The 17,820-nt window shown below is 63.3% G+C and carries 15 protein-coding genes and 1 tRNA gene; 3 read left to right on the top strand and 13 right to left on the bottom strand.

The genetic code is table 11. The annotated features are described in order from the left end of the window. Window positions 1–22 precede the first annotated feature (22 nt). Window positions 23–922 (top strand): hypothetical protein, encoded by a 900-nt coding sequence (locus tag ACP7BV_RS13200; RefSeq protein WP_426104347.1) that lies wholly within the window; start codon window positions 23–25, stop codon window positions 920–922. A gap of 41 nt (window positions 923–963) precedes the next feature. On the opposite strand, the gene ACP7BV_RS13195 is transcribed toward ACP7BV_RS13200, so the two are convergent. The 11 genes from ACP7BV_RS13195 to tssA form a co-directional block, all read right to left on the bottom strand. Then, complete coding sequence (locus tag ACP7BV_RS13195) at window positions 964–2,190, bottom strand: anthrax toxin-like adenylyl cyclase domain-containing protein (RefSeq protein ID WP_426104346.1); 1,227 nt, start codon at window positions 2,188–2,190, stop codon at window positions 964–966. Between the two features lie 74 nt (window positions 2,191–2,264). Further along, on the bottom strand, window positions 2,265–3,341 hold the full coding sequence (locus ACP7BV_RS13190; RefSeq protein WP_426104344.1) for a Bd3614 family nucleic acid deaminase: 1,077 nt from the start codon (window positions 3,339–3,341) through the stop codon (window positions 2,265–2,267). A 31-nt stretch (window positions 3,342–3,372) separates the two neighbouring features. Continuing rightward, window positions 3,373–6,090 carry a type VI secretion system ATPase TssH gene (tssH, locus tag ACP7BV_RS13185; protein WP_426104343.1) on the bottom strand — a complete coding sequence of 906 codons (2,718 nt, stop codon included), beginning with the start codon at window positions 6,088–6,090 and terminating at the stop codon, window positions 3,373–3,375. A gap of 21 nt (window positions 6,091–6,111) precedes the next feature. Then, window positions 6,112–7,155 (bottom strand): type VI secretion system baseplate subunit TssG, encoded by a 1,044-nt coding sequence (gene tssG, locus ACP7BV_RS13180; RefSeq protein WP_426104342.1) that lies wholly within the window; start codon window positions 7,153–7,155, stop codon window positions 6,112–6,114. Next, a complete protein-coding gene (tssF, locus tag ACP7BV_RS13175) occupies window positions 7,140–9,014 on the bottom strand; it encodes a type VI secretion system baseplate subunit TssF (protein ID WP_426104340.1) in 1,875 nt (624 codons plus the stop codon). Before tssF ends, tssG begins: the two co-directional genes overlap by 16 nt. Continuing rightward, window positions 9,011–9,523 (bottom strand): type VI secretion system baseplate subunit TssE, encoded by a 513-nt coding sequence (gene tssE / locus ACP7BV_RS13170; protein ID WP_426104338.1) that lies wholly within the window; start codon window positions 9,521–9,523, stop codon window positions 9,011–9,013. Before tssE ends, tssF begins: the two co-directional genes overlap by 4 nt. Further along, window positions 9,516–10,349 carry a type VI secretion system accessory protein TagJ gene (locus ACP7BV_RS13165; protein ID WP_426104336.1) on the bottom strand — a complete coding sequence of 278 codons (834 nt, stop codon included), beginning with the start codon at window positions 10,347–10,349 and terminating at the stop codon, window positions 9,516–9,518. Before ACP7BV_RS13165 ends, tssE begins: the two co-directional genes overlap by 8 nt. 100 nt (window positions 10,350–10,449) lie before the next feature. After that, entirely contained in the window at window positions 10,450–10,944 is a 495-nt protein-coding gene (locus ACP7BV_RS13160; protein ID WP_426104335.1) for an Hcp family type VI secretion system effector, read from the bottom strand. An 85-nt stretch (window positions 10,945–11,029) separates the two neighbouring features. Further along, window positions 11,030–12,520: a type VI secretion system contractile sheath large subunit gene (gene tssC / locus ACP7BV_RS13155; RefSeq protein WP_426104334.1), complete on the bottom strand. Its 1,491-nt coding sequence runs from the start codon at window positions 12,518–12,520 to the stop codon at window positions 11,030–11,032. A gap of 24 nt (window positions 12,521–12,544) precedes the next feature. Continuing rightward, window positions 12,545–13,045 carry a type VI secretion system contractile sheath small subunit gene (tssB, locus tag ACP7BV_RS13150; protein WP_426104332.1) on the bottom strand — a complete coding sequence of 167 codons (501 nt, stop codon included), beginning with the start codon at window positions 13,043–13,045 and terminating at the stop codon, window positions 12,545–12,547. A 66-nt stretch (window positions 13,046–13,111) separates the two neighbouring features. Next, complete coding sequence (gene tssA, locus ACP7BV_RS13145; RefSeq protein ID WP_426104331.1) at window positions 13,112–14,158, bottom strand: type VI secretion system protein TssA; 1,047 nt, start codon at window positions 14,156–14,158, stop codon at window positions 13,112–13,114. Window positions 14,159–14,548: 390 nt separating this feature from the next. On the opposite strand from tssA, the gene ACP7BV_RS13140 reads away from it, so the two are divergent. Further along, the gene (locus ACP7BV_RS13140; protein WP_426104329.1) at window positions 14,549–16,405 is read left to right on the top strand and encodes a protein kinase domain-containing protein; all 1,857 of its coding nucleotides are present in this window, start codon (window positions 14,549–14,551) and stop codon (window positions 16,403–16,405) included. Between the two features lie 27 nt (window positions 16,406–16,432). Here the strand turns inward: ACP7BV_RS13140 and ACP7BV_RS13135 are convergent, their stop codons facing one another. Next, window positions 16,433–16,987: an OmpA family protein gene (locus ACP7BV_RS13135; RefSeq protein ID WP_426104327.1), complete on the bottom strand. Its 555-nt coding sequence runs from the start codon at window positions 16,985–16,987 to the stop codon at window positions 16,433–16,435. Window positions 16,988–17,229: 242 nt separating this feature from the next. On the opposite strand from ACP7BV_RS13135, the gene ACP7BV_RS13130 reads away from it, so the two are divergent. Then, window positions 17,230–17,306 (top strand) — tRNA-Arg (locus ACP7BV_RS13130). 82 nt (window positions 17,307–17,388) lie between these two features. On the opposite strand, the gene ACP7BV_RS13125 is transcribed toward ACP7BV_RS13130, so the two are convergent. Further along, window positions 17,389–17,658, bottom strand: coding sequence for a hypothetical protein (locus ACP7BV_RS13125; RefSeq protein ID WP_426104325.1), 270 nt, complete (start codon window positions 17,656–17,658; stop codon window positions 17,389–17,391). Window positions 17,659–17,820: the final 162 nt, after the last annotated feature.

Genomic DNA, 17,820 nt, shown 5'->3' with positions numbered 1-17,820 from the left:
ACACAAACACATCGAGAGGCCCATGACTACCTATCAAAGCCGCCACCAGCCGCGCCGCCGAATGACGGTCGCCGGCAAAATCCGCAATCCTTCGCTGTATGACGTGTTCTACGACATCGCCTACGACGCCATGCTGCGCGAGCAATTGCCGACCATGACGCTGGGCGCAGGGCGCCTGGTGCTGCGCGTGGTCAACAGCGCGCTCAGCATCCAGCAAGCGCGCACCATTCCCCCGGGCAGCTCCATGAACGGCAACAACCGTTTCAGCGGCCCCCGCCTTGACGGGCGCAACGGCCAGGGCGCCTTGTACGTGGGCACGGTGGGCGGCATCTTGCGCGAGCACGCCCACTATTCCCTGCAGTCTTACCCGGCCTCCACACTGCAGCAGGCGGCGCCGGCGCTGTGGAAACCCGGCACGCCCGACCAGACCGGCGCCTTCATGCAGCAGCAAAAAAGCGGCGCCCTGCCGCTGTCGGCGCAACGCTTTCATTTGTTCCGGCTGCGCCACCCGCTGCAGTTTGCCGACCTGCGCCTAAGCGCGCTCGCGCCCCTGTTCCAGCGCCTGCGCGCCAGCGGCGAGGCGCGCAGCCGTTACGGCATCGTCGACTGGGCGCCGTTCGACATGCTGGTCTCGGCCGCCAGCGAGTCGCAAGACTACAGCGCCGCGCGCGGCCTGGCCGACGCCGTCTTCGACCGCCGCCACAGCACCGGCAATGCGGGCGTGTGCGCAGCCTCGTCGCGCGCCGACAGCGACAGCGGCCTGGTGCTCGGCTCGCACAACGATCCGACCGGCGGCCTGATCTTCGCTATCTTCGAGCATGACGGCACGCCCGTGACGGCGCTCGAGCCGGCCGCACCGGCGGGCAACCCGAATGCGGCGATCTTCGATACGTTCGCCGCAATTGCCGCTGCCGCGCACTGAGGCGGCAATGCTGCCGGCCCGGGCTGAGGCAGCCGTCTGCCTCAGTTCCGCATCTCATGCACCCACCCTTGGTTCATCGGGAATTCATAGTCGTCGCGCCCCCGGACAAAGGCGCGCATGTCTTGCGCCGACTCGATGCAATACGGTTGCGTTTCGCCGGGAACAACGGCGAACACAGGCAAGTCGATCGAGGTCACGAACGGGCGGCCACCCTCGTCGCTATGGTGCACCATGTTGCCGCCGGTGTAGCCTGCGCGCATGAAGCCGCCATTGAGCAAGCTTTTAACCTCGGAGATGCGCGGCGTCAGATTACCCTGGTGCTCGCTTTCGTAGCTGTAGGTTTTCCTTGCAGTGATGCGTTGTTCGAGTTCGTGGGTCTGGATCATGCGCCTGTCCAGGTGGTTCATCAGTTCTGCGGGGCCGACGCGCGGCCATACGGCGAACAAATCATAATCACCCGTCGTCGCCGAACGATAGTCGCTGGCCGCCACGGTACAGTGCGGATCGCGCACCGCCATCACGGGCACCAGGTGCGGGTCGGCCATGCGCTGCTGCACGGGGGGCGCATTGATGCGCGCAAGACGCTCTTCGATTTGTTCCCTGCTGCTGCTTTGCACAGCCACTTTCAGCGCCGGCCGCGGCGGGCCGATTCTGCCGGAACTGGGCTGGGCGCGATCGCTGGGCGGCTTGGGGAGCGCACGGGTGCCTACCTTTTCAACCGTGGACTGCGCGGCCGCTCTTGCCAATGGGGGAACCAAGGCTTCAACACGATCGTTAATGCTGTACATGACGGCCCACATGCCCCAGGTCAAAGCTTTGGGTTCGCCCACATCCCGGTGCAACTCAAAATCGATCACTAGTCCCTCCCGCTGCGCGCGAACTTCCTGCACCCGCTCGTCGCCGTACCGGAACTGGAACAAGCCGGCGTTTTGCAGCCAGATCCTGCGCTGCTCGGAAATAAACAATGGCACCTGGGTCGCGCCCGCCAGATAGGCGGCGACCAGCGTCTTGGTTTGCCCTTTCAAGTCGGGCGACTTGGTAAAGCGCGGATCGGCCAGTACAAAGCCAGCCATCGGCCCCCAGTTGCACGATTTGGCCTTGTTGTGAAAGCCTTTCGATGAGTAGCTCTCACTGATCAGTCCTGTTGCGAACTTGCCCACCGCTCTGCATGCGATGATGCATTTGGTGACGTTAGCCACCTCCTGGAACACGGCGGCGTGGCGCTGTGAAATCCCGGTTTCCTCGCAGGCTGCATCACCGTATCGCATAAGCTATCCTTTTGTTGATTGACCTCGCCGGCCTGCCTTGCGCACCTGGCAAAACGGGACCGTTACCTTGATTCCTACTTGACGAATTCCTGCAAGTGCGCAAGCACTTTCTTGACGGCGCTGTCGGCGCGATTCTTCTTGTCGGCCTTGCCCTGAAACTTGACCAGCGCTGCCTCGACCAGCTTCATCATGTCGGCGCTGTCGTCGACCCAGTCGGCGGCCGATTTATTGATGGGGTCGTTCTTCTTGCTGGCGTTCAAGGTCGCGTACAGGTCAACCTTGCCACCGTCGACCGGCACCCATACCGGCTTGGTGCCCTTGGCCGTGATGGCCGTGTCGAGCGTGCCGCTCTCGCTCATCAATTCGAACACGTCTAGCTCGGCAAGATCGACGCCGGTGAAACTGGACGCCATATTTCCCAGCAACTTGCTGGCGCCACTTTTCCCTTCATCCATCATGCCGTACCAAACACGGGTGCGCGCGGCATCGGACGCGGCCTTGATCAGACTGGAGCACATCTTGCAAGGCTTCAAGGTCGAGAACAGCACTGAGTCTACCGGCAACCTGGTGGCGCCAGGATTGCGCAGGAAATAGCTGATGACGGTATTGACCTCGGCATGCCGGTGCTCCCCCGTATTCACGCCCCAGGCCAGGACATCGCCGTGCTTGGACGTCAAGATCGCGCCGATGTTATGCCCTTCCGTCTTGTGGTAATACACAAACCCATGCTTTTTCAGCACGCAGAAGGTCGCCAGCATGTAGATGCGCCTGGCTTTGCTCTCGCCGTACGGCACCGTTTCCTCGTAGATTGAGGTCAAGTTCGGCGGCGCGCCGAGTTTTTCAAGGGAAAACTGCTTGTAGTGCGCCATCGTCGGCTTGACCAGGATGGGCGCGCCTTGGAACTCGGTGTCCTTTTCATCGTTCCAGTCAAACTCGAACTTTGCGCCCTCTTTGTTGTTCACCCATTCCGTCCGGGGGTAATTCACCAGCAGCTTGCCTTTTACCAGCAAGCCAGGCTTCAGCGACGACATGTAGTCGTGCAAATACACCGACGGTGGAACCAGCGACAGATTGTCTGTCTCGTAATAGTACAGCCGGTTCTTGGTGGACAATCGTGCCGCAACTTTTTTGGCGCCTTTGTTTCTAATCACCAACGGTAGCCATCGATTCCTCCCTCGCCGTTTAAAATTGATAATGGAATTGTCCATCGGCAACGTCGACCTGCACGCGCTCGACGGCTTTGCCTTCCATCATGCGCGTCAAGAACTCTTTCGAGATATCGGGCAGCATCGTGTTGGTGAGGATCGCGTCAATCATGCGCCCGCCCGACTCGCCCTCGGTGCAGCGCGACACCACCAGCTTGACCACGTCCTCGCCATACATGAACGGAATCTTGTAGCGCGCCTCGACCCGCTTCTTGATGCGGTTCAGTTGCAGCTTGACGATCTGGCCCAGCATCTCGTCCGACAGCGGATAGTAAGGAATCGTCACCAGGCGCCCCAGCAGCGCCGGCGGGAACACTTTGAGCAGCGGCGCGCGCAGTGCCTTGGCCATGCCTTCCGGGTCCGGCATCAGGTCCGGGTCCTTGCACAAGCCGGCGATCAAATCGGTGCCGGCGTTGGTCGTCAGGATGATCAGGGTATTCTTGAAGTCGATGAAGCGCCCTTCCCCGTCTTCCATGAAGCCCTTGTCGAACACTTGAAAGAACATCTCGTGCACGTCCGGGTGCGCTTTTTCGACTTCATCGAGCAGCACCACCGAATACGGCTTGCGGCGCACGGCCTCGGTCAGCACGCCGCCTTCGCCGTAACCCACGTAACCGGGCGGCGCGCCTTTCAGAGTCGACACCGTATGCGCTTCCTGGTATTCGCTCATGTTGATGGTGATGAGGTTTTGCTCGCCGCCGTACAGCGCTTCGGCCAAGGCCAGTGCCGTTTCGGTCTTGCCCACGCCCGAAGTCCCGGCCAGCATGAACACCCCAATCGGTTTGCTCGGATTATCCAGCCCCGCGCGCGAGGTCTGGATGCGCTTGGCGATCATCTCCATCGCGTGGTCCTGGCCGATCACCCGCTGGCTGAGCAGCGAGGCGACCTTGAGGATGGTTTCCATCTCGTTCTTGGCCATGCGCCCGACCGGAATACCGGTCCAGTCGCCCACCACTGCGGCGACGGCCTGGTAGTCGACGGTGGGCAAAATCAGCGGCGTTTCGCCTTGCAGCTCGGTCAACCTGGACTGTACGCCTTTTAGCTGCTCCATCAAGTCGGCGCGCTGCTCGACCGACAAGGGCGCGGCCGGCGCCACGGAATCGGCCTGCGCTTCGAGCTTGCTGCCGGTGCCTTCGACCGGCTGCGCGCCGTCGCGCAAGCGGGCACGCAGCGAGAGCAACTGGTCGACCAGCGCGCGCTCGTCGTTCCAGCGCGTCTCCAGGCCCGCCAGGCGGCTCTTTTCTTCTTCCAGCAAGGCTGTGGCGTCGCTGTGGCGCTTGCCGATGTCGATGCCGATCGCGCTCTCGCGACCGATGATGCCCAGCTCAACGTCGAGCGACTCGATGCGCTTGCGGCTGTCGTCCACTTCGGCCGGCGTGGCGTGCAGGCTGACGGCCACGCGCGCGCAGGCGGTGTCGATCAGGCTCACCGATTTGTCTGGCAATTGGCGCGCGGGGATGTAACGGTGCGACAGCTTGACGGCAGCTTCCAGCGCTTCGTCCAGGATCTGCACCTTGTGGTGCTTTTCCATGGTCGAGGCAACGCCACGCATCATGAGAATGGCCCGCTCTTCGCTCGGCTCGTCGACCTGGATGCTCTGGAAGCGGCGCGTGAGCGCAGGGTCTTTTTCAATGTGCTTTTTATACTCGGCAAAGGTGGTCGCGCCGATGGTGCGCAAGGTGCCGCGCGCTAGGGCAGGCTTGAGCAAATTGGCCGCGTCGCCGGTGCCGGCGGCGCCCCCCGCGCCCACCAGCGTGTGGGTTTCGTCGATGAACAGGATGATCGGCTTCTGGCTGGCCTGCACTTCGTCGATGACCGAGCGCAGTCGCTGCTCAAACTCGCCCTTCATGCTCGCGCCTGCCTGCAGCAGGCCCACGTCGAGCGTGAGCAGTTGCACTTCCTTGAGCGCGGGCGGCACGTCGCCGCGCGCGATGCGCTGGGCGAAGCCTTCCACCACGGCGGTCTTGCCCACGCCCGCTTCGCCGATCATGATCGGGTTGTTCTGGCGGCGCCGCATTAAAATGTCGACCATCTGGCGGATCTCGTCGTCGCGCCCGACAATCGGGTCCATCTTGCCGCTGCGGGCCTGCTCGGTCAGGTCGACCGTGAATTTTTTCAGCGCTTCCTGCTTGCCCATCGCCGCCGGGGCGATGGCGCCGGACGCTTCGCCAGGCGCGGCGCCGCCGCCGGTAAAGCCGTCGGTGGCGACCATTTTTGCTTCGGGCGACTCGGCCAGCAGGCTGGCAAAATTGTCGCTCAGGTGCTCCAGCTTGATTTTCTCGAACTGCTTGGACATGCCGTACAACGCGTTTTTCAGACCGTTCGTTTTCAGCATGCCAATGATCAGGTGGCCCGAGCGCACCTGCGACTCGCCGAACATCAGCGTGCCGTACACCCATGCGCGTTCGACCGATTCTTCCAGCTGCGACGACAAATCCGTGACCGAGGTGGAGCCGCGCGGCAGGCGGTCGAGCGCCGCCGTCAGGTCGCGCGCCAGCGTGGCCGGATCAAGGTCGTACTGGCGGATGATGCGTACCAGGTCGGAGTCTTGCAGCTGCAAGATCTGGTGCATCCAGTGCAGCACTTCCACGTAGGGGTTACCGCGCAGCTTGCAAAACACGGTGCTGCTTTCGATCGCCCGATAACACAGGCTGTTCAGCTTGCCAAACAATGCAACGCGACTGATGTCGGCCATGACTTCCCCTCAGATGGTTTTCTAATGCCGGCCTGGTGCGGCCGGTTCTCGGGTGCTGCTTTCGATCAGGACGGGATTAATCAACATCTGGTCAAGGTTGCGCACCGGCGCCGCGCTCGCCAGCCAGGTGCTCCATCCCATCCGGGTGGCGCCGCCCAGGCGCAGCGGCGGCATCTCTTCCTTCTTCAAAATCACGCGCACGTCCCAGTCCAGCGTCAGGCCCACGTAGTTCTTGACCCAGGCCAGCAAGCGCCGGGTGCTGGCCCCGCCGGGCAGAAAGCGCTGGTAGTCGGCGTAGCCCACCGGGCCGATCACGATGCGAAACTTGTGCTGGCAATCCCAGACGCTCTTGCCCAGCAAAAGCGTGCTGCCCAGGCGGTTGGACGCGTCCTGGCTGCCGATGCGGCTGTGCGCCTCGGTCGGCAGGCGCATCCAGTGGCCGACGAATTGCTCAATGTGCAGCGGCAGCTTAAAGTACTGGCGCAGGATCGTCGCCAGGCCCGAGGCGGGGCGCGCCTTGTTCGCCAACAGGCCCGCGAAATGGAGCTTGGCGAAGTCGCCGATCTCGTCGCGCTCGCGCAGCGCCGGGGCGCCGATGCCGAACATGCTGCCGACAAAGACGGAAAAACGGTCGCCGTCAACTCGGTCAAGGCTGATCACCGGTTCGGCGGCCGCCCGCGCGCGGTAAAACAGCGAGAGCATGCGGTGATGAAAAACGTCGAGAAAGGCGAGCATGGTGGCGTCGCCGCCATGGCGCAGGCGGTCGCGCACATACTCGGTAATATGCACCGGCATCGGCCCGTTGGCGCCCAGCAGGCCGAAAAAATTGACCGCCAGGCGCGCGCGCGCCTCGCCGTCGGCGCGCTTGAACTGGCCCAGCATGGTGGCGTGAAAGACCAGCGCCGGGTCTTGCCCGAAGCGCACCGCGTCGTCGCGCGCGCGCAGCGAGGCGCCGATGCGCGGCAGCTCCGGATGGGCGTTCTCGATCAGGCGCAGCACCTGGTAAAAATCCATGCGCGCCACCTGCGCTTCAAGCAGGAGGTCGAGTTCTACAGGGTCGCGCATGCGCCCACCTTGGCCGGCCAACGCATGATCTCGCCCCGCTCGAGCGTCCTGACCACGGTTTCGGTAAACGAATTGATCGACACGTACTGGGCAAAAAACTCGCTCAGCACGCCGCCCAGCATAAAGGCGCCGGTGCCCTCAAAAGCGGCGTCGTCGAGCGTGACGGTGATCTGGATCCCGCGCCCGACCGTGATCGGCCCGGGCGACGGCAGGCGCCGGGTAATCGCCTTGGAGGCGATGCTGCGCACCCCTTCCACCTGGCGCTGCGCATTCAAGTCGGCCGGATGGCAGTATAGCGAAAGCATTTCGCGCAGCGCCACCGCGCCTTGGGCGGCGTCGGTGTCGAGCAGCGAGAGATAATTGAGCGAGAGGTGGTTGAGCAGGCGCCAGGCCACGCTGCCTTCGGCAAACGACGGGTGCGGCTGGCTCGGTCCCGCCACGCAGCGCAGCGCCGTGACCGGGGCCCCGGCGTCGAGGATGAAATCGGTCTTGCCGGTCCCCAGCGGCATGGACAGCGGCAAGTCGCGGTTGGTGCACCAGAGCGCCAGGCCAAGCTGGCGCAGGTCGCTGCGGTACGGCGCTTCACGCGCGTCGACGATGGCGATGAACGCTTCGCTGCCAATGTAGCTCGAACGCGGGCCGTCGCGCCGCTGGCGCTGCGAGATGACGCGCTTTTCGCGGCGCAGCTGGAAAAAAGCCTGGTCCTGATTGAGCGTGCCGATATCCTTGGCCGCATAAAAAGGCTGGAAGCTTTGCTCGGACGCGGCGCCGCTGCCGTAGCCGGTGACCGACTCGATCTGGAATACTTCATAGTCCATCGGCCGCGTGCGGTCCACCAGCACGTGGTATTCAAGCTGCTCGCCGGTGACGTTGATGCGGTCTGCGCGGCGCTGGAACAGGTTGGCCACGGGGGTGCAATGCAGCGCAAAATTGGCGGCGTCGAGCGTTTTTTCCAGTTGCGCGTCGGCCCGGTTGAGCAGAATCGTGATCTCGACTTCATTGCCGTCGCACTGGCGCAGCGCTTGCTGCAGGCTGCCGATCTCGACGAACTGGAAGCGCTGCGGGAAGGCAAAATACTCTTGCAGCAAGCGGTAGCCCTGGAAGGTGCGCTTTCCGCTGGGCAGCAGTGCGTCGCTCTCGGCAAAGCCGAGCGGACGCAGCGCCGTTTTTGGCAGCAGGCGGTGCCAGGCGGCGGGCCGCCCCGGCGGCGTCACCAGCACCCCTTCCACGCTGCCAAGCAGTTTTTCGTAGATGCGCGCCGGCATATCGTCCGCACCGCGCAGGTGCAGGCATAAGCGCTCCAGCGGCAAGGCATTGAACGGCGCGCCGCTGCTGCGCAGCCGCAGCCGGATGCCGGCCTTGACGGTGTCGGGCAATTGCACGTTCAGGCCAGCCTGGCTGCCGCCGTACGTGAAGAACTTGGCGTCAACGAGCTCGATCGGCCACAAGGTGAGCTCGTGGGCGGTGCGGTACTCGCAGGCCGTGTTGTCGCCCTTGCCCAGCACGCTGCGCATGCTGCTGCCGCGCGGCACCACAAAGCCCGTCTGCAAGGCGGGATTGCTCAAATCCGGCTGCAGCTGCACCACCGCCATCGACGGCGTGGGCGCCAGCAAATGGGGATACACCAGTTCCGACAGATGCTGGGTAAAACGGGGAAACTCGCCGTCGATTTTCATCTGCACGCGCGCAGCCATGAAGCTGAAGCCTTCCAGCAAGCGCTCCACATACGGGTCGGCGCACTCGAAACTGTCCAGGCCCAGGCGCCCGGCGATCTTGGGGAAGTCCTGGGCGAATTCGCCGCCCACTTCGCGCAAGTGTTGCAATTCCTGGCTGTAATAACGCAAAAAACGGGGATTCATGGCCGGCCCCTGCCGTTCGCTTCGGCAACAACGACGGCACCGCGCTCAAGGTCGAGCTCGGTCTTGAGGTACAGCCGTTCCGGATAGGGCTGGGCCCACAGGTCCGCTTCGATATCGAAGGTAATCTTGTTTTGCTCGATGGCGCCGCCCGCGCGCGCCGTCACCACCACCGTGGCGCGGATCAGGCGCGGCTCGAAGTCCCAGATGGCCTGGCGAATGCCCCGTTCGAGCTTGGTCACGTTCATGTTCGCCGCCGAATTGCCCGAGATATCGGGCACGCCGAAGTTGATCACCGAATTGGCCAGGTAAGGCAAGGGGGCAGCATCGATGACGGTGAGCAAATTGGTGGTATTGAGCAGCCAGGCCAGGTCGCGCAGCACGCCTTCGCGCAGCGTGCGCAGCGACAGCACGCGCCGCTCGCGCGACTCGCTACCGTTGGCCGGCTCGTCGTCGCACAGGCGGTCAAGCAAGCTCGGCTGCAGCCGCTCGCGCGGGGCCAACTCAGCCATGTTGCACCGCGCCCGGTTCAGCTTGCTCAACTTCCTCCTGGGCGTCAAATTCGATCACCCGCACGTCCATCAGCGCAAAATCGCCCACATCGGTGGCCAGCGTGCGCTGGCCAAGGCCGCGCCCGGCCGCAGCGCCCTCTTCCACCCACTCGGTGCGGCGCGAGAGCAACAGCGCGTCGCCGCCATGGGCCACCGTGCCCTGGTAGCGCGTGGGAATCAAGCCCACCGTGTGCGCGCCATTAGTCCAGGTAAACGAGGCGGGCATCCAGACCGCGTCGCGCAGGTCGGCCGGCGCGTCGATCTCGATGCGGCTGATGCGCTGCATGGGAATCCAGAAATAGCGGCCATTGACGACCGCTTCGAGCACCGGACCTAAGCTCTGGTCGGCATCGGCCAACCATGCAAAGCGCTGGCCGTCGATACTGCCGCCAATCGCCGGTGCCAGTTCGAATGCCTGGGCGCGGGCGCTGGCCGCGCGTTCGGGCGCATTGGCCGCGTCGCACTGCAGCGCGTCCAGCAGCAGCGCCAGCCACGGTTGCGGCTGGCCAAACACGAGCGGGGCGTGGGCGCCGGAAAATATGGCGCCGCGCAAGGCTTCGCACTGGATGGCTTCGCGGTAAGTTTGGACCATCGGCAAGGTTGCGGCGTCTAGTTCGCCAGCGACATTTAATTGCGTCAAGGCCCGGTTCCACTGGCCCATGACGGACAGCAGCTGGAACAGGAAAATACGGTGTTTGACGTTGGCCGGCTCGCGCCGCACGGCGTCTTGCAGCGCAGTGAGCGCGGCGGGCAGATTGCCCGCTTCAAGGGATTGTTCAGCGAGCATCGGCAGCTTTCGTTAGTGCGCGGGCATTGGCCTGCGGCGCGAAGTAGACACCGTGGGGGCCAGAGGCTCCCACGGTCGGTTCCGACTTACTGCGCGGCGTTTATTTGCCGGCGTTTTCCGCGATGTTCCAGTCCAGGTTGCCAGCTGTGCTGACGACGCCTTTTGCGTCTTGCTTGAAGTTTTCGAATTTAATTTCGGCAAAATTCAAGGTGACGTTTTCGGTGAACTTGTCTTCGCCGCCGCTGCCGCCGGTCGACACCGAGGTGACCATCACTTTGGTCATCGTGATTTCAACTTCCTTGTCACCCGGCTTGCCCAGTTCGCCGCCTGCCTTGCGGATCAGCATGACGACTTTGGGAATGTGCTTGCCGGTGCAGCAATGCATCATCAGCGCGGTGGTCGAATCATCGAGGTACTTGGTAAACGACAGATCCTGGATGTTGACCTTGCCTGCGCCGCCGCCCGCGCCCGTATGAAAGCTGCCCGACTGCGACATGCCCCAGCTGTAGGCGAGAACGTCGGAGTTGCCCTTTTGCGCTTTGTCCTGCGAGCTGCCGGTCATGCCGTCGAACTTGATGAACATATCTAATGCCATGATTTTTCTCCCTAATTTTGACCGGCGACCAGCGCCGGCAAGTTATACAACGATAGTGACAGTTGTGATGCTTACTGCAGGCACATCAACCGCCCTTGGCAGACGGCATTTTCGACACGAGACGCAGGGACACGGTCAAACCTTCAAGCTGGTAATGGGGACGCAGGAAGAATTTTGAGCGGTAATAGCCGGGATTGCCTTCGACTTCCTCAAGCAGCACTTCGGCCGCGGCCAGCGGTTTGCGCGCCTTGGTCGCTTCGCTCGAGTTTTGCGGGTCGCCGTCGACGTACTGGGCGATCCACTTGGAAAGCCATTTCTCCATTTCATCGCGCTCCTTGAACGAGCCGATCTTGTCGCGCACGATGCATTTGAGGTAGTGGGCGAAGCGGCAGGTGGCAAACAGGTACGGCAGGCGGGCCGCCAGGTTGGCGTTGGCCGAGGCGTCTGGATCGTCGTATTCGGCCGGCTTGTGCAGCGACTGGGCACCGATAAAGGCGGCGAAGTCGGTGTTTTTCTTGTGTACCAGCGGCATGAAGCCGTTGGCGGCAAGTTCCGCTTCGCGCCGGTCGGAAATGGCAATTTCGGTCGGGCACTGCATGTCGACGCCGCCATCGTCGGTCGGGAACGAGTGCACCGGCAAGCCTTCCACCGCGCCGCCGGACTCGATGCCGCGAATGCGCGAACACCAGCCGTATTCCTTGAACGAACGGTTGATATTGACCGCCATCGCGTAGGCGGCATTGGCCCAGGTGTAATTCTTGCTGCCGGGGGCGGACGTATCTTCTTCAAAATCGAACGCTTCGACCGGGTCGGTCTTGGCGCCGTACGGCTGGCGCGCCAAAAAGCGCGGCATGGCCAGGCCGACGTAGCGCGAATCCTCGGACTCGCGAAACGAGCGCCAGGCGGCGTGTTCCGGCGTCTGGAAAATCTTGGTCAGGTCGCGCGGGTTGGCCAGTTCCTGCCACGATTCCATCAGCATGACCGACGGCGCAGCGGCGGCGATGAACGGGGCGTGGGCGGCGGCGGCCACTTTGGCCATGTTCGAGAGCAGGTCGACGTCCGGCGCGCTGTTGTCGAAATAATAGTCGGCCACGATGGCGCCGAATGGTTCGCCGCCGAACTGGCCGAATTCTTCTTCGTACATCTTTTTGAAGATCGGGCTTTGGTCCCAGGCCGTGCCCTTGAACTTCTTGAGCGTCTTGCCCAGGTCATTCTTGGAAATGTTGAGCACGCGAATTTTCAGCGTTTCATCCGTCTCGGTATTATTGACCAAGTGATGCAAGCCGCGCCATGCGCCCTCCACCGCCTGAAATTCGGGCGTGTGCAAAATCAGGTTGATTTGCTCGGACAGCTTTTTGTCGAGCTGGGCGATCAAGCCTTCGATCGTGGCCAGCACGTCGCCGGAGATGACGTTGCTGCCGATCAGGGCTTGCTCGGCGAGCGTGCGCACGGCGTTCTCGACCGCTTCCTTGGCCTTGTCCGACTGCGGTTTGAATTCTTTTTGCAGCAGGCTGCCGAACTCGCTCATCTCGAGCGTGCCGCCGGTCTGCTGGGTATCTTGTTGAAGTTCAGCCATCGTAGTTCTCCAGGACGTCAGGTGTTAGTCTTTTGGCTTGGGCGCCGAGGTCAGCGCCTGCATCAGGGCAGGTTCGGCCAGCAGCTTGGCGATCAGGTCTTCGGCGCCTGTCTTGCCATCCATATAGGTCATCAGGTTCGACAACTGGCCGCGCGCTTCCAGCAGCTTGTTGAGCGAGCCGACTTTGCGGGCGATGGCCGCCGGAGTAAAGTCATCCATGTTTTCAAACGTCATTTCGACCGACAGATTGCCTTCGCCGGTAAGCGTGTTGGGCACCTGCACGGCAACGCGCGGCTTCATGGCTTTTAGCCGCTCGTCGAAATTGTCGACATCGATCTCAAGGAATTTGCGCTCGGCAACCGGCGCCAGCGGATCGGCGGGCTGACCCGACAGATCGGCCATCACACCCATCACGAAAGGCAGCTGGATCTTCTTTTCGGCGCCGTAGACTTCAACGTCGTATTCGATCTGCACGCGCGGTGCACGGTTGCGTGCGATGAACTTCTGGCTACTCTCTTTACCCACGATTGATACCTCCTTGAATGAACACACACAAACCCACCCGCCCAATGCCCGGTCCTAACCTGGCAGCTAGTAACTGTCTTCTTGCTGAGAACCATCCGGGCCCTTGATCACCATCAGTTGCGCCATGCCATCGGGCGCGAGGTCTTCCATGATTTCCATGAACGACTTGGGCACCAGGCGCCTGGCGCGCTCGAGGAGGATGGGCAAGGGGCTGGAAGGCTCATACTTGTGATAGTAGGCAATCAATTTTTCCAGCATGCGCACCACGTCGTCGCGGTTGGCGACGGCCCCGCTGATCAGGGCGGCGTGCGCGGCGCCGTCTGCGCGTGGGACGGCGCCGGCTTCTTCGTTGGCGAGCTCGGCCGGTGCGCGCGCGCTTTCGCGCAGCGCCAGGAAGTCGCGCCCGCGCTTGAGGGGGCGGGTGAGCGCATCGAGGTTGAGCGCTTGCGAACTGCCCACTTGGCGCACCAGCAAGGTTTCAATGCCGACGACGCTTTCCAGCGCGCGCCCGAGCAGATCGACCGCGGCGCTCAACGCGGCGGCGTCAACGTCGTCCAGCGAGCGTTGCAACGAATCGAGCGAGACCTTGTCCTGGCCCGGCGGCGGCGGCAATTCGCCGTTCGCAATCTCGAGCGTGCGCAGGCTGAACGGTCCCAGCCCCGGCAGCACGATCAGCGACGCTTCCTTCAAGTCCTTGAGGACGGTGCCGGCGTCGGCCAGGATGGCCAGCGAATTGATCCGCAACATCGGGTCGTTGTCGTCGTCGGCGTCCAGTTCGGGGTGGACGCTGTTCCAGCGCTCGTCGAGCAGGCGCTCGATCAGGCGCAGGCCGTCGGCCATGCCGGCCAGACCAGTGAGCGCCAGTTCGGCGCGCAGCAGGTAGACCGCCAGGCGCAGGTCGCGGCTGCGCTCGAGCAAGCCGGCAGCCATCTTGCGCACTGCTTTCCAGTCGGGCGGCACGGCCGGCGTGATAGTCTCGCCGTACTGCACTTCGGGCTTGCCAATCGCTTCCAGCTCCAGCGCGACAAAGATGGGATCGTATTCAAGGTTGGGGCCGCAAGGGGCTGCCGGATCGAGTTCCTGCAGCAGGCTCTCCACGTCAATCTGACTCAAAGGAGCACTCCCGCCAGGCAGACTGGTGCGTCAACATCGACGGCGAAGGCGGGCTCGGACAGTACGCGTGAGTGCGCATACCTTGCAATTATGGTCATGGTCATCCGCATTTAGAATTGTTGTATGGACACGGGACAGAAACCTCACTATACGGCAAAAAATCTCAAAAAATTACAAAAAAATATTTTTATTAGAACATCTTTACAAGGGCGTATATTCTGTAATATACGAGCCTAAAATAGCGGCCTCAACATTTGCTGCGGGCGGACCGATGCCCGTAAAAAGAGCGCGGACAGCGCCGCCGATCATGCCGCCGGCGAGCGCTTGCCCCTAGAATAAAAATGCGAGCAGGCGGCAACGTGCCGCCGCCTGGCCAACCAGAGCCCCTTCATGACACTTCCTTCTGACGACGAACGTACTGTCCTTGCGGCCAACAAGGCGGCGTCCGCTCCCGGCTCAAGCGGCGCCGCCGGCCCCGGCCACATGCCGGTGACGGGGCCGGCCACCGGCGCGCCGGCCGACGACGGACCCCACAATGCGCTGGCCGTGGGCACGCGCCTGGGAGAATTCGAGATCACGGGATTGCTCGGCGAAGGCGGCTTCGGGATCGTCTACCTGGCCTACGACAGCTCGCTCGAGCGCCACGTGGCCCTCAAGGAATACATGCCCTCCGCATTCGCTTCGCGCACCCTGCTCTCGGAAGTGCGGGTGAAGTCCGAGCGCCACCTGGAAACCTTCCAGGCCGGTCTGCGCAGCTTTGTCAATGAAGCGCGCATGCTGGCCCAGTTCGACCATCCGTCGCTGATCAAGGTCTACCGCTTCTGGGAAGCGAACGGCACGGCCTATATGATCATGCCGTACTACCAGGGCATCACGCTCAAGCAGGCTTTGCGCGAACGCACGGCGCCAGCGGACGAAGCGTGGCTGAAAAGCTTGCTTGCCCCGCTGCTCGACACGCTCACGCTGATTCACGACCAGCAATGCTTTCACCGTGACATTGCGCCCGACAACATCATGATGATTGATGAAGGCCAGCCGGTGCTGCTCGACTTCGGCGCCGCGCGGCGCGCCATCAGCGGCATGGATCAGGCGTTTACCGTCATCCTCAAGCAGGGTTACGCACCCATCGAGCAGTACGCCGAAACGCCGGGCATGCAACAGGGCGCCTGGACCGACCTGTTCGCGCTCGCCTCGGTCGTGCATTTCGCAATCGACGGCAAGGCGCCGCCGCCGGCGGTGGGGCGCGCCATCTCGGACCCGTACGTGCCGTTGGCGCAGCGCTACGCCGACCGTTACAGCGTCGCTTTCCTGACCGCCATCGACCAGGCGCTGTCGGTGCGGCCAGAAGAGCGCCCGCAAAGCGCGGCCGAGATGCGCGCGCTGCTGGGCCTGCCGCCCGGCGCCACCACGTACGCGCCGCCGGCGTCGGTGCGCCCGCCGTCGCCCAAGCCGCCGCCGCCGCCGCCGCTGGCCGCGCCGATGCCGGCGCCGGCGCCACATGCGCGCAAGGGTATGCTGATCGGGGGCGCTGTCGCCGGCGCGCTGGCGGTGGCGGCCGGGCTTGGCTACTTGATGATGGGAAAACCGGCCCGCGTGAATCAAGCTGTCCTGCCGGCGCCGGCGGTAGCCGTGGCTCCGCCGACGGCAGTGCAGCCAGTGGTGGTGCCGGTAGTGCATCCCGGCGTGGCGCCGCCAGTCGCCCCGCCCCCGGCCACGGCGGCGAGCGCGCCGTTCAACCCGCTCGCCGCATTTCAGCACGTGGTGGCCGGCGCCAGCGAGCAGCGCAGCGTGGGCATAGACAGCGGCCCCAGGCGGTTGCTGATCAAACGCGACCGTCTCGCTTTTTCAGTGACCGCTTCGCACGCAGGCTACCTGTACGTCCACCTGCTGGGGGCCGACCCGAAAACCTTTGTCATGCTGTTTCCAAACCGCTCGGACACGCGCAATCGGATCAAGGCCGGCGAAACGATCAAGCTGCCGCGCGGCTTCAAGCTTGAAATGACCGGGCCCGCCGGGCAGGATCATGTGCTGGTCATCGTCTCCGATGTAGAGCGCGATTTCAGCGCCACCGGCGGCGTCAAGGGTGGGGATTTCCTGGACTTTTCCCCTGCCGGCGCGGCCAGGGCGCTGCAAAGCTACACGGGCGCGGCGCCCGTGTTCGCCGGGGTCCCGGTGTGCCCGGACCCGGCACAGTGCTCGCCGCTGTATGGCGCGAGCATGTTCTCGGTGGAAGAATACGCGAACTGACGCGCGCGCCACATCCGCGCTGCACGCTTACTTGGACAAATTGACGATCGTGACGCGGCGGTTCTCCGGGGCGGCCGGACTGGTTTTATTCATCAGCTCGCTTGCGCCCTTGCCGATTGGCTCCAGCCGCGCCGTATCGATCTGCTTGGCTGAAACCAGGTAGTCGCGCACCGATTCGGCGCGCGCCTGCGACAGCTTCAGGTTGACTTCCTGGCCGCCGCGCGGATCGGCGTGGCCCTCGATACCGAAACGGAACGCGGCCAGCTTCTCGGACGCGAGCGCCTGGCCGACCACGTCGAGCGAGCGCTTGGCGTGCGCGGTGAGCGCGGCTGAATTGGTCTCAAAGGTGATCAGCAACGATGCAGCGGCGCGCTTGGCCGGCTGCTTGGGCGCCGCGCCGCCCGGTTGCTCGTCGCGGATGACGCGGATGCCGCGCGTGCGGATCGGCTCTTCGGCCGGGGTCAAGGCGTCGACCAGCGCATTTTCAGTCACCTGTCCCTCCTTCATGACCGGTGCCTGTTGGGCGCAGACGGGCAAGGCGGCAGCAACGAGACAAAACGAGATCAGCAATTTGGCGTACATGGTGGACTCCTGGTTAAGTGAAGCTCGACTTGGCCATTATGGAAACTTTTTTGCTTACTATACGGGAGAATGCGTCAATAATCGTAGTAAATTATTCACTTTGACGATCCGCCATTGCCGGTTCCGCAGGGCGGCGCGCTTGCTGCTTCCCGGCCCGGAGGGTGGGCCGCCAAGCCACGCGCGCGGGAGGTTGCGCGCCGGCCTTGGTAATTTGGCGCGGCGCTGCTATAATCTCGCTCGTCGCGGCTGTAGCTCAGTTGGATAGAGTACTTGGCTACGAACCAAGGGGTCGTGGGTTCAATTCCTGCCAGCCGCACCAACATTCGTAGGAAAAAAGACCTGGGTCGCATTGCGGCGCAGGTCTTTTTTTTCGTCCGCAGCAAGGTTAACCGCCGCGGCGATCAGACAGCAGGCAGGTCAGCCGTGCGGCAGTAAGGACGGCGCAAGCGCGCACCTGGCGAACAGCGCATGTGCGCGCCGGCGCCGGCCATCGGGTCGGCTTCTTGCAATCTGGCCGCCGGCGCGGTGGGGCGCGGCGCCGGGGTCGACGCGGTGACGCCGAAGCAGGCGGCGTAGGCGCATCCCAGCGACGCTGCCGACAGAACAAAGAGCAAGAGCGCGGTCGCTGCGGTGGGGACAGATCCCGTTTTCAAGGAAGGGAGAGAAGTCATTGCATTCTAGCCTGGATGTTTCATAAACTGCCACTGCGTCTCCCGCTGGCCGACGCGGGGCCTCATCGGCAGCGATTGCAATGTTGCGAGCAATGGTTTCCCTACCCGATTAAACGGGACATCAATGAAGCGGTATGAGGGGTGATGGCGGGCGGGTGGATG

The sequence above is a fragment of the Massilia sp. TSP1-1-2 genome, assembly GCF_049896185.1.
GTDB lineage: Bacteria > Pseudomonadota > Gammaproteobacteria > Burkholderiales > Burkholderiaceae_D > Telluria_A.
Note: the sequence above shows the minus strand (reverse complement) of the source record. Positions and strands in the feature narration are given on the sequence as shown.

Coding starts and splice junctions, on each gene's coding strand:
- ACP7BV_RS13200 (WP_426104347.1), top strand. CDS start 23: ATGACTACCTATCAAAGCCGCCACCAGCCGCGCCGCCGAATGACGGTC.
- ACP7BV_RS13195 (WP_426104346.1), bottom strand. CDS start 2,190: ATGCGATACGGTGATGCAGCCTGCGAGGAAACCGGGATTTCACAGCGC.
- tssH (WP_426104343.1), bottom strand. CDS start 6,090: ATGGCCGACATCAGTCGCGTTGCATTGTTTGGCAAGCTGAACAGCCTG.
- tssG (WP_426104342.1), bottom strand. CDS start 7,155: ATGCGCGACCCTGTAGAACTCGACCTCCTGCTTGAAGCGCAGGTGGCG.
- tssF (WP_426104340.1), bottom strand. CDS start 9,014: ATGAATCCCCGTTTTTTGCGTTATTACAGCCAGGAATTGCAACACTTG.
- tssE (WP_426104338.1), bottom strand. CDS start 9,523: ATGGCTGAGTTGGCCCCGCGCGAGCGGCTGCAGCCGAGCTTGCTTGAC.
- ACP7BV_RS13165 (WP_426104336.1), bottom strand. CDS start 10,349: ATGCTCGCTGAACAATCCCTTGAAGCGGGCAATCTGCCCGCCGCGCTC.
- ACP7BV_RS13160 (WP_426104335.1), bottom strand. CDS start 10,944: ATGGCATTAGATATGTTCATCAAGTTCGACGGCATGACCGGCAGCTCG.
- tssC (WP_426104334.1), bottom strand. CDS start 12,520: ATGGCTGAACTTCAACAAGATACCCAGCAGACCGGCGGCACGCTCGAG.
- ACP7BV_RS13140 (WP_426104329.1), top strand. CDS start 14,549: ATGACACTTCCTTCTGACGACGAACGTACTGTCCTTGCGGCCAACAAG.
- ACP7BV_RS13135 (WP_426104327.1), bottom strand. CDS start 16,987: ATGTACGCCAAATTGCTGATCTCGTTTTGTCTCGTTGCTGCCGCCTTG.
- ACP7BV_RS13125 (WP_426104325.1), bottom strand. CDS start 17,658: ATGACTTCTCTCCCTTCCTTGAAAACGGGATCTGTCCCCACCGCAGCG.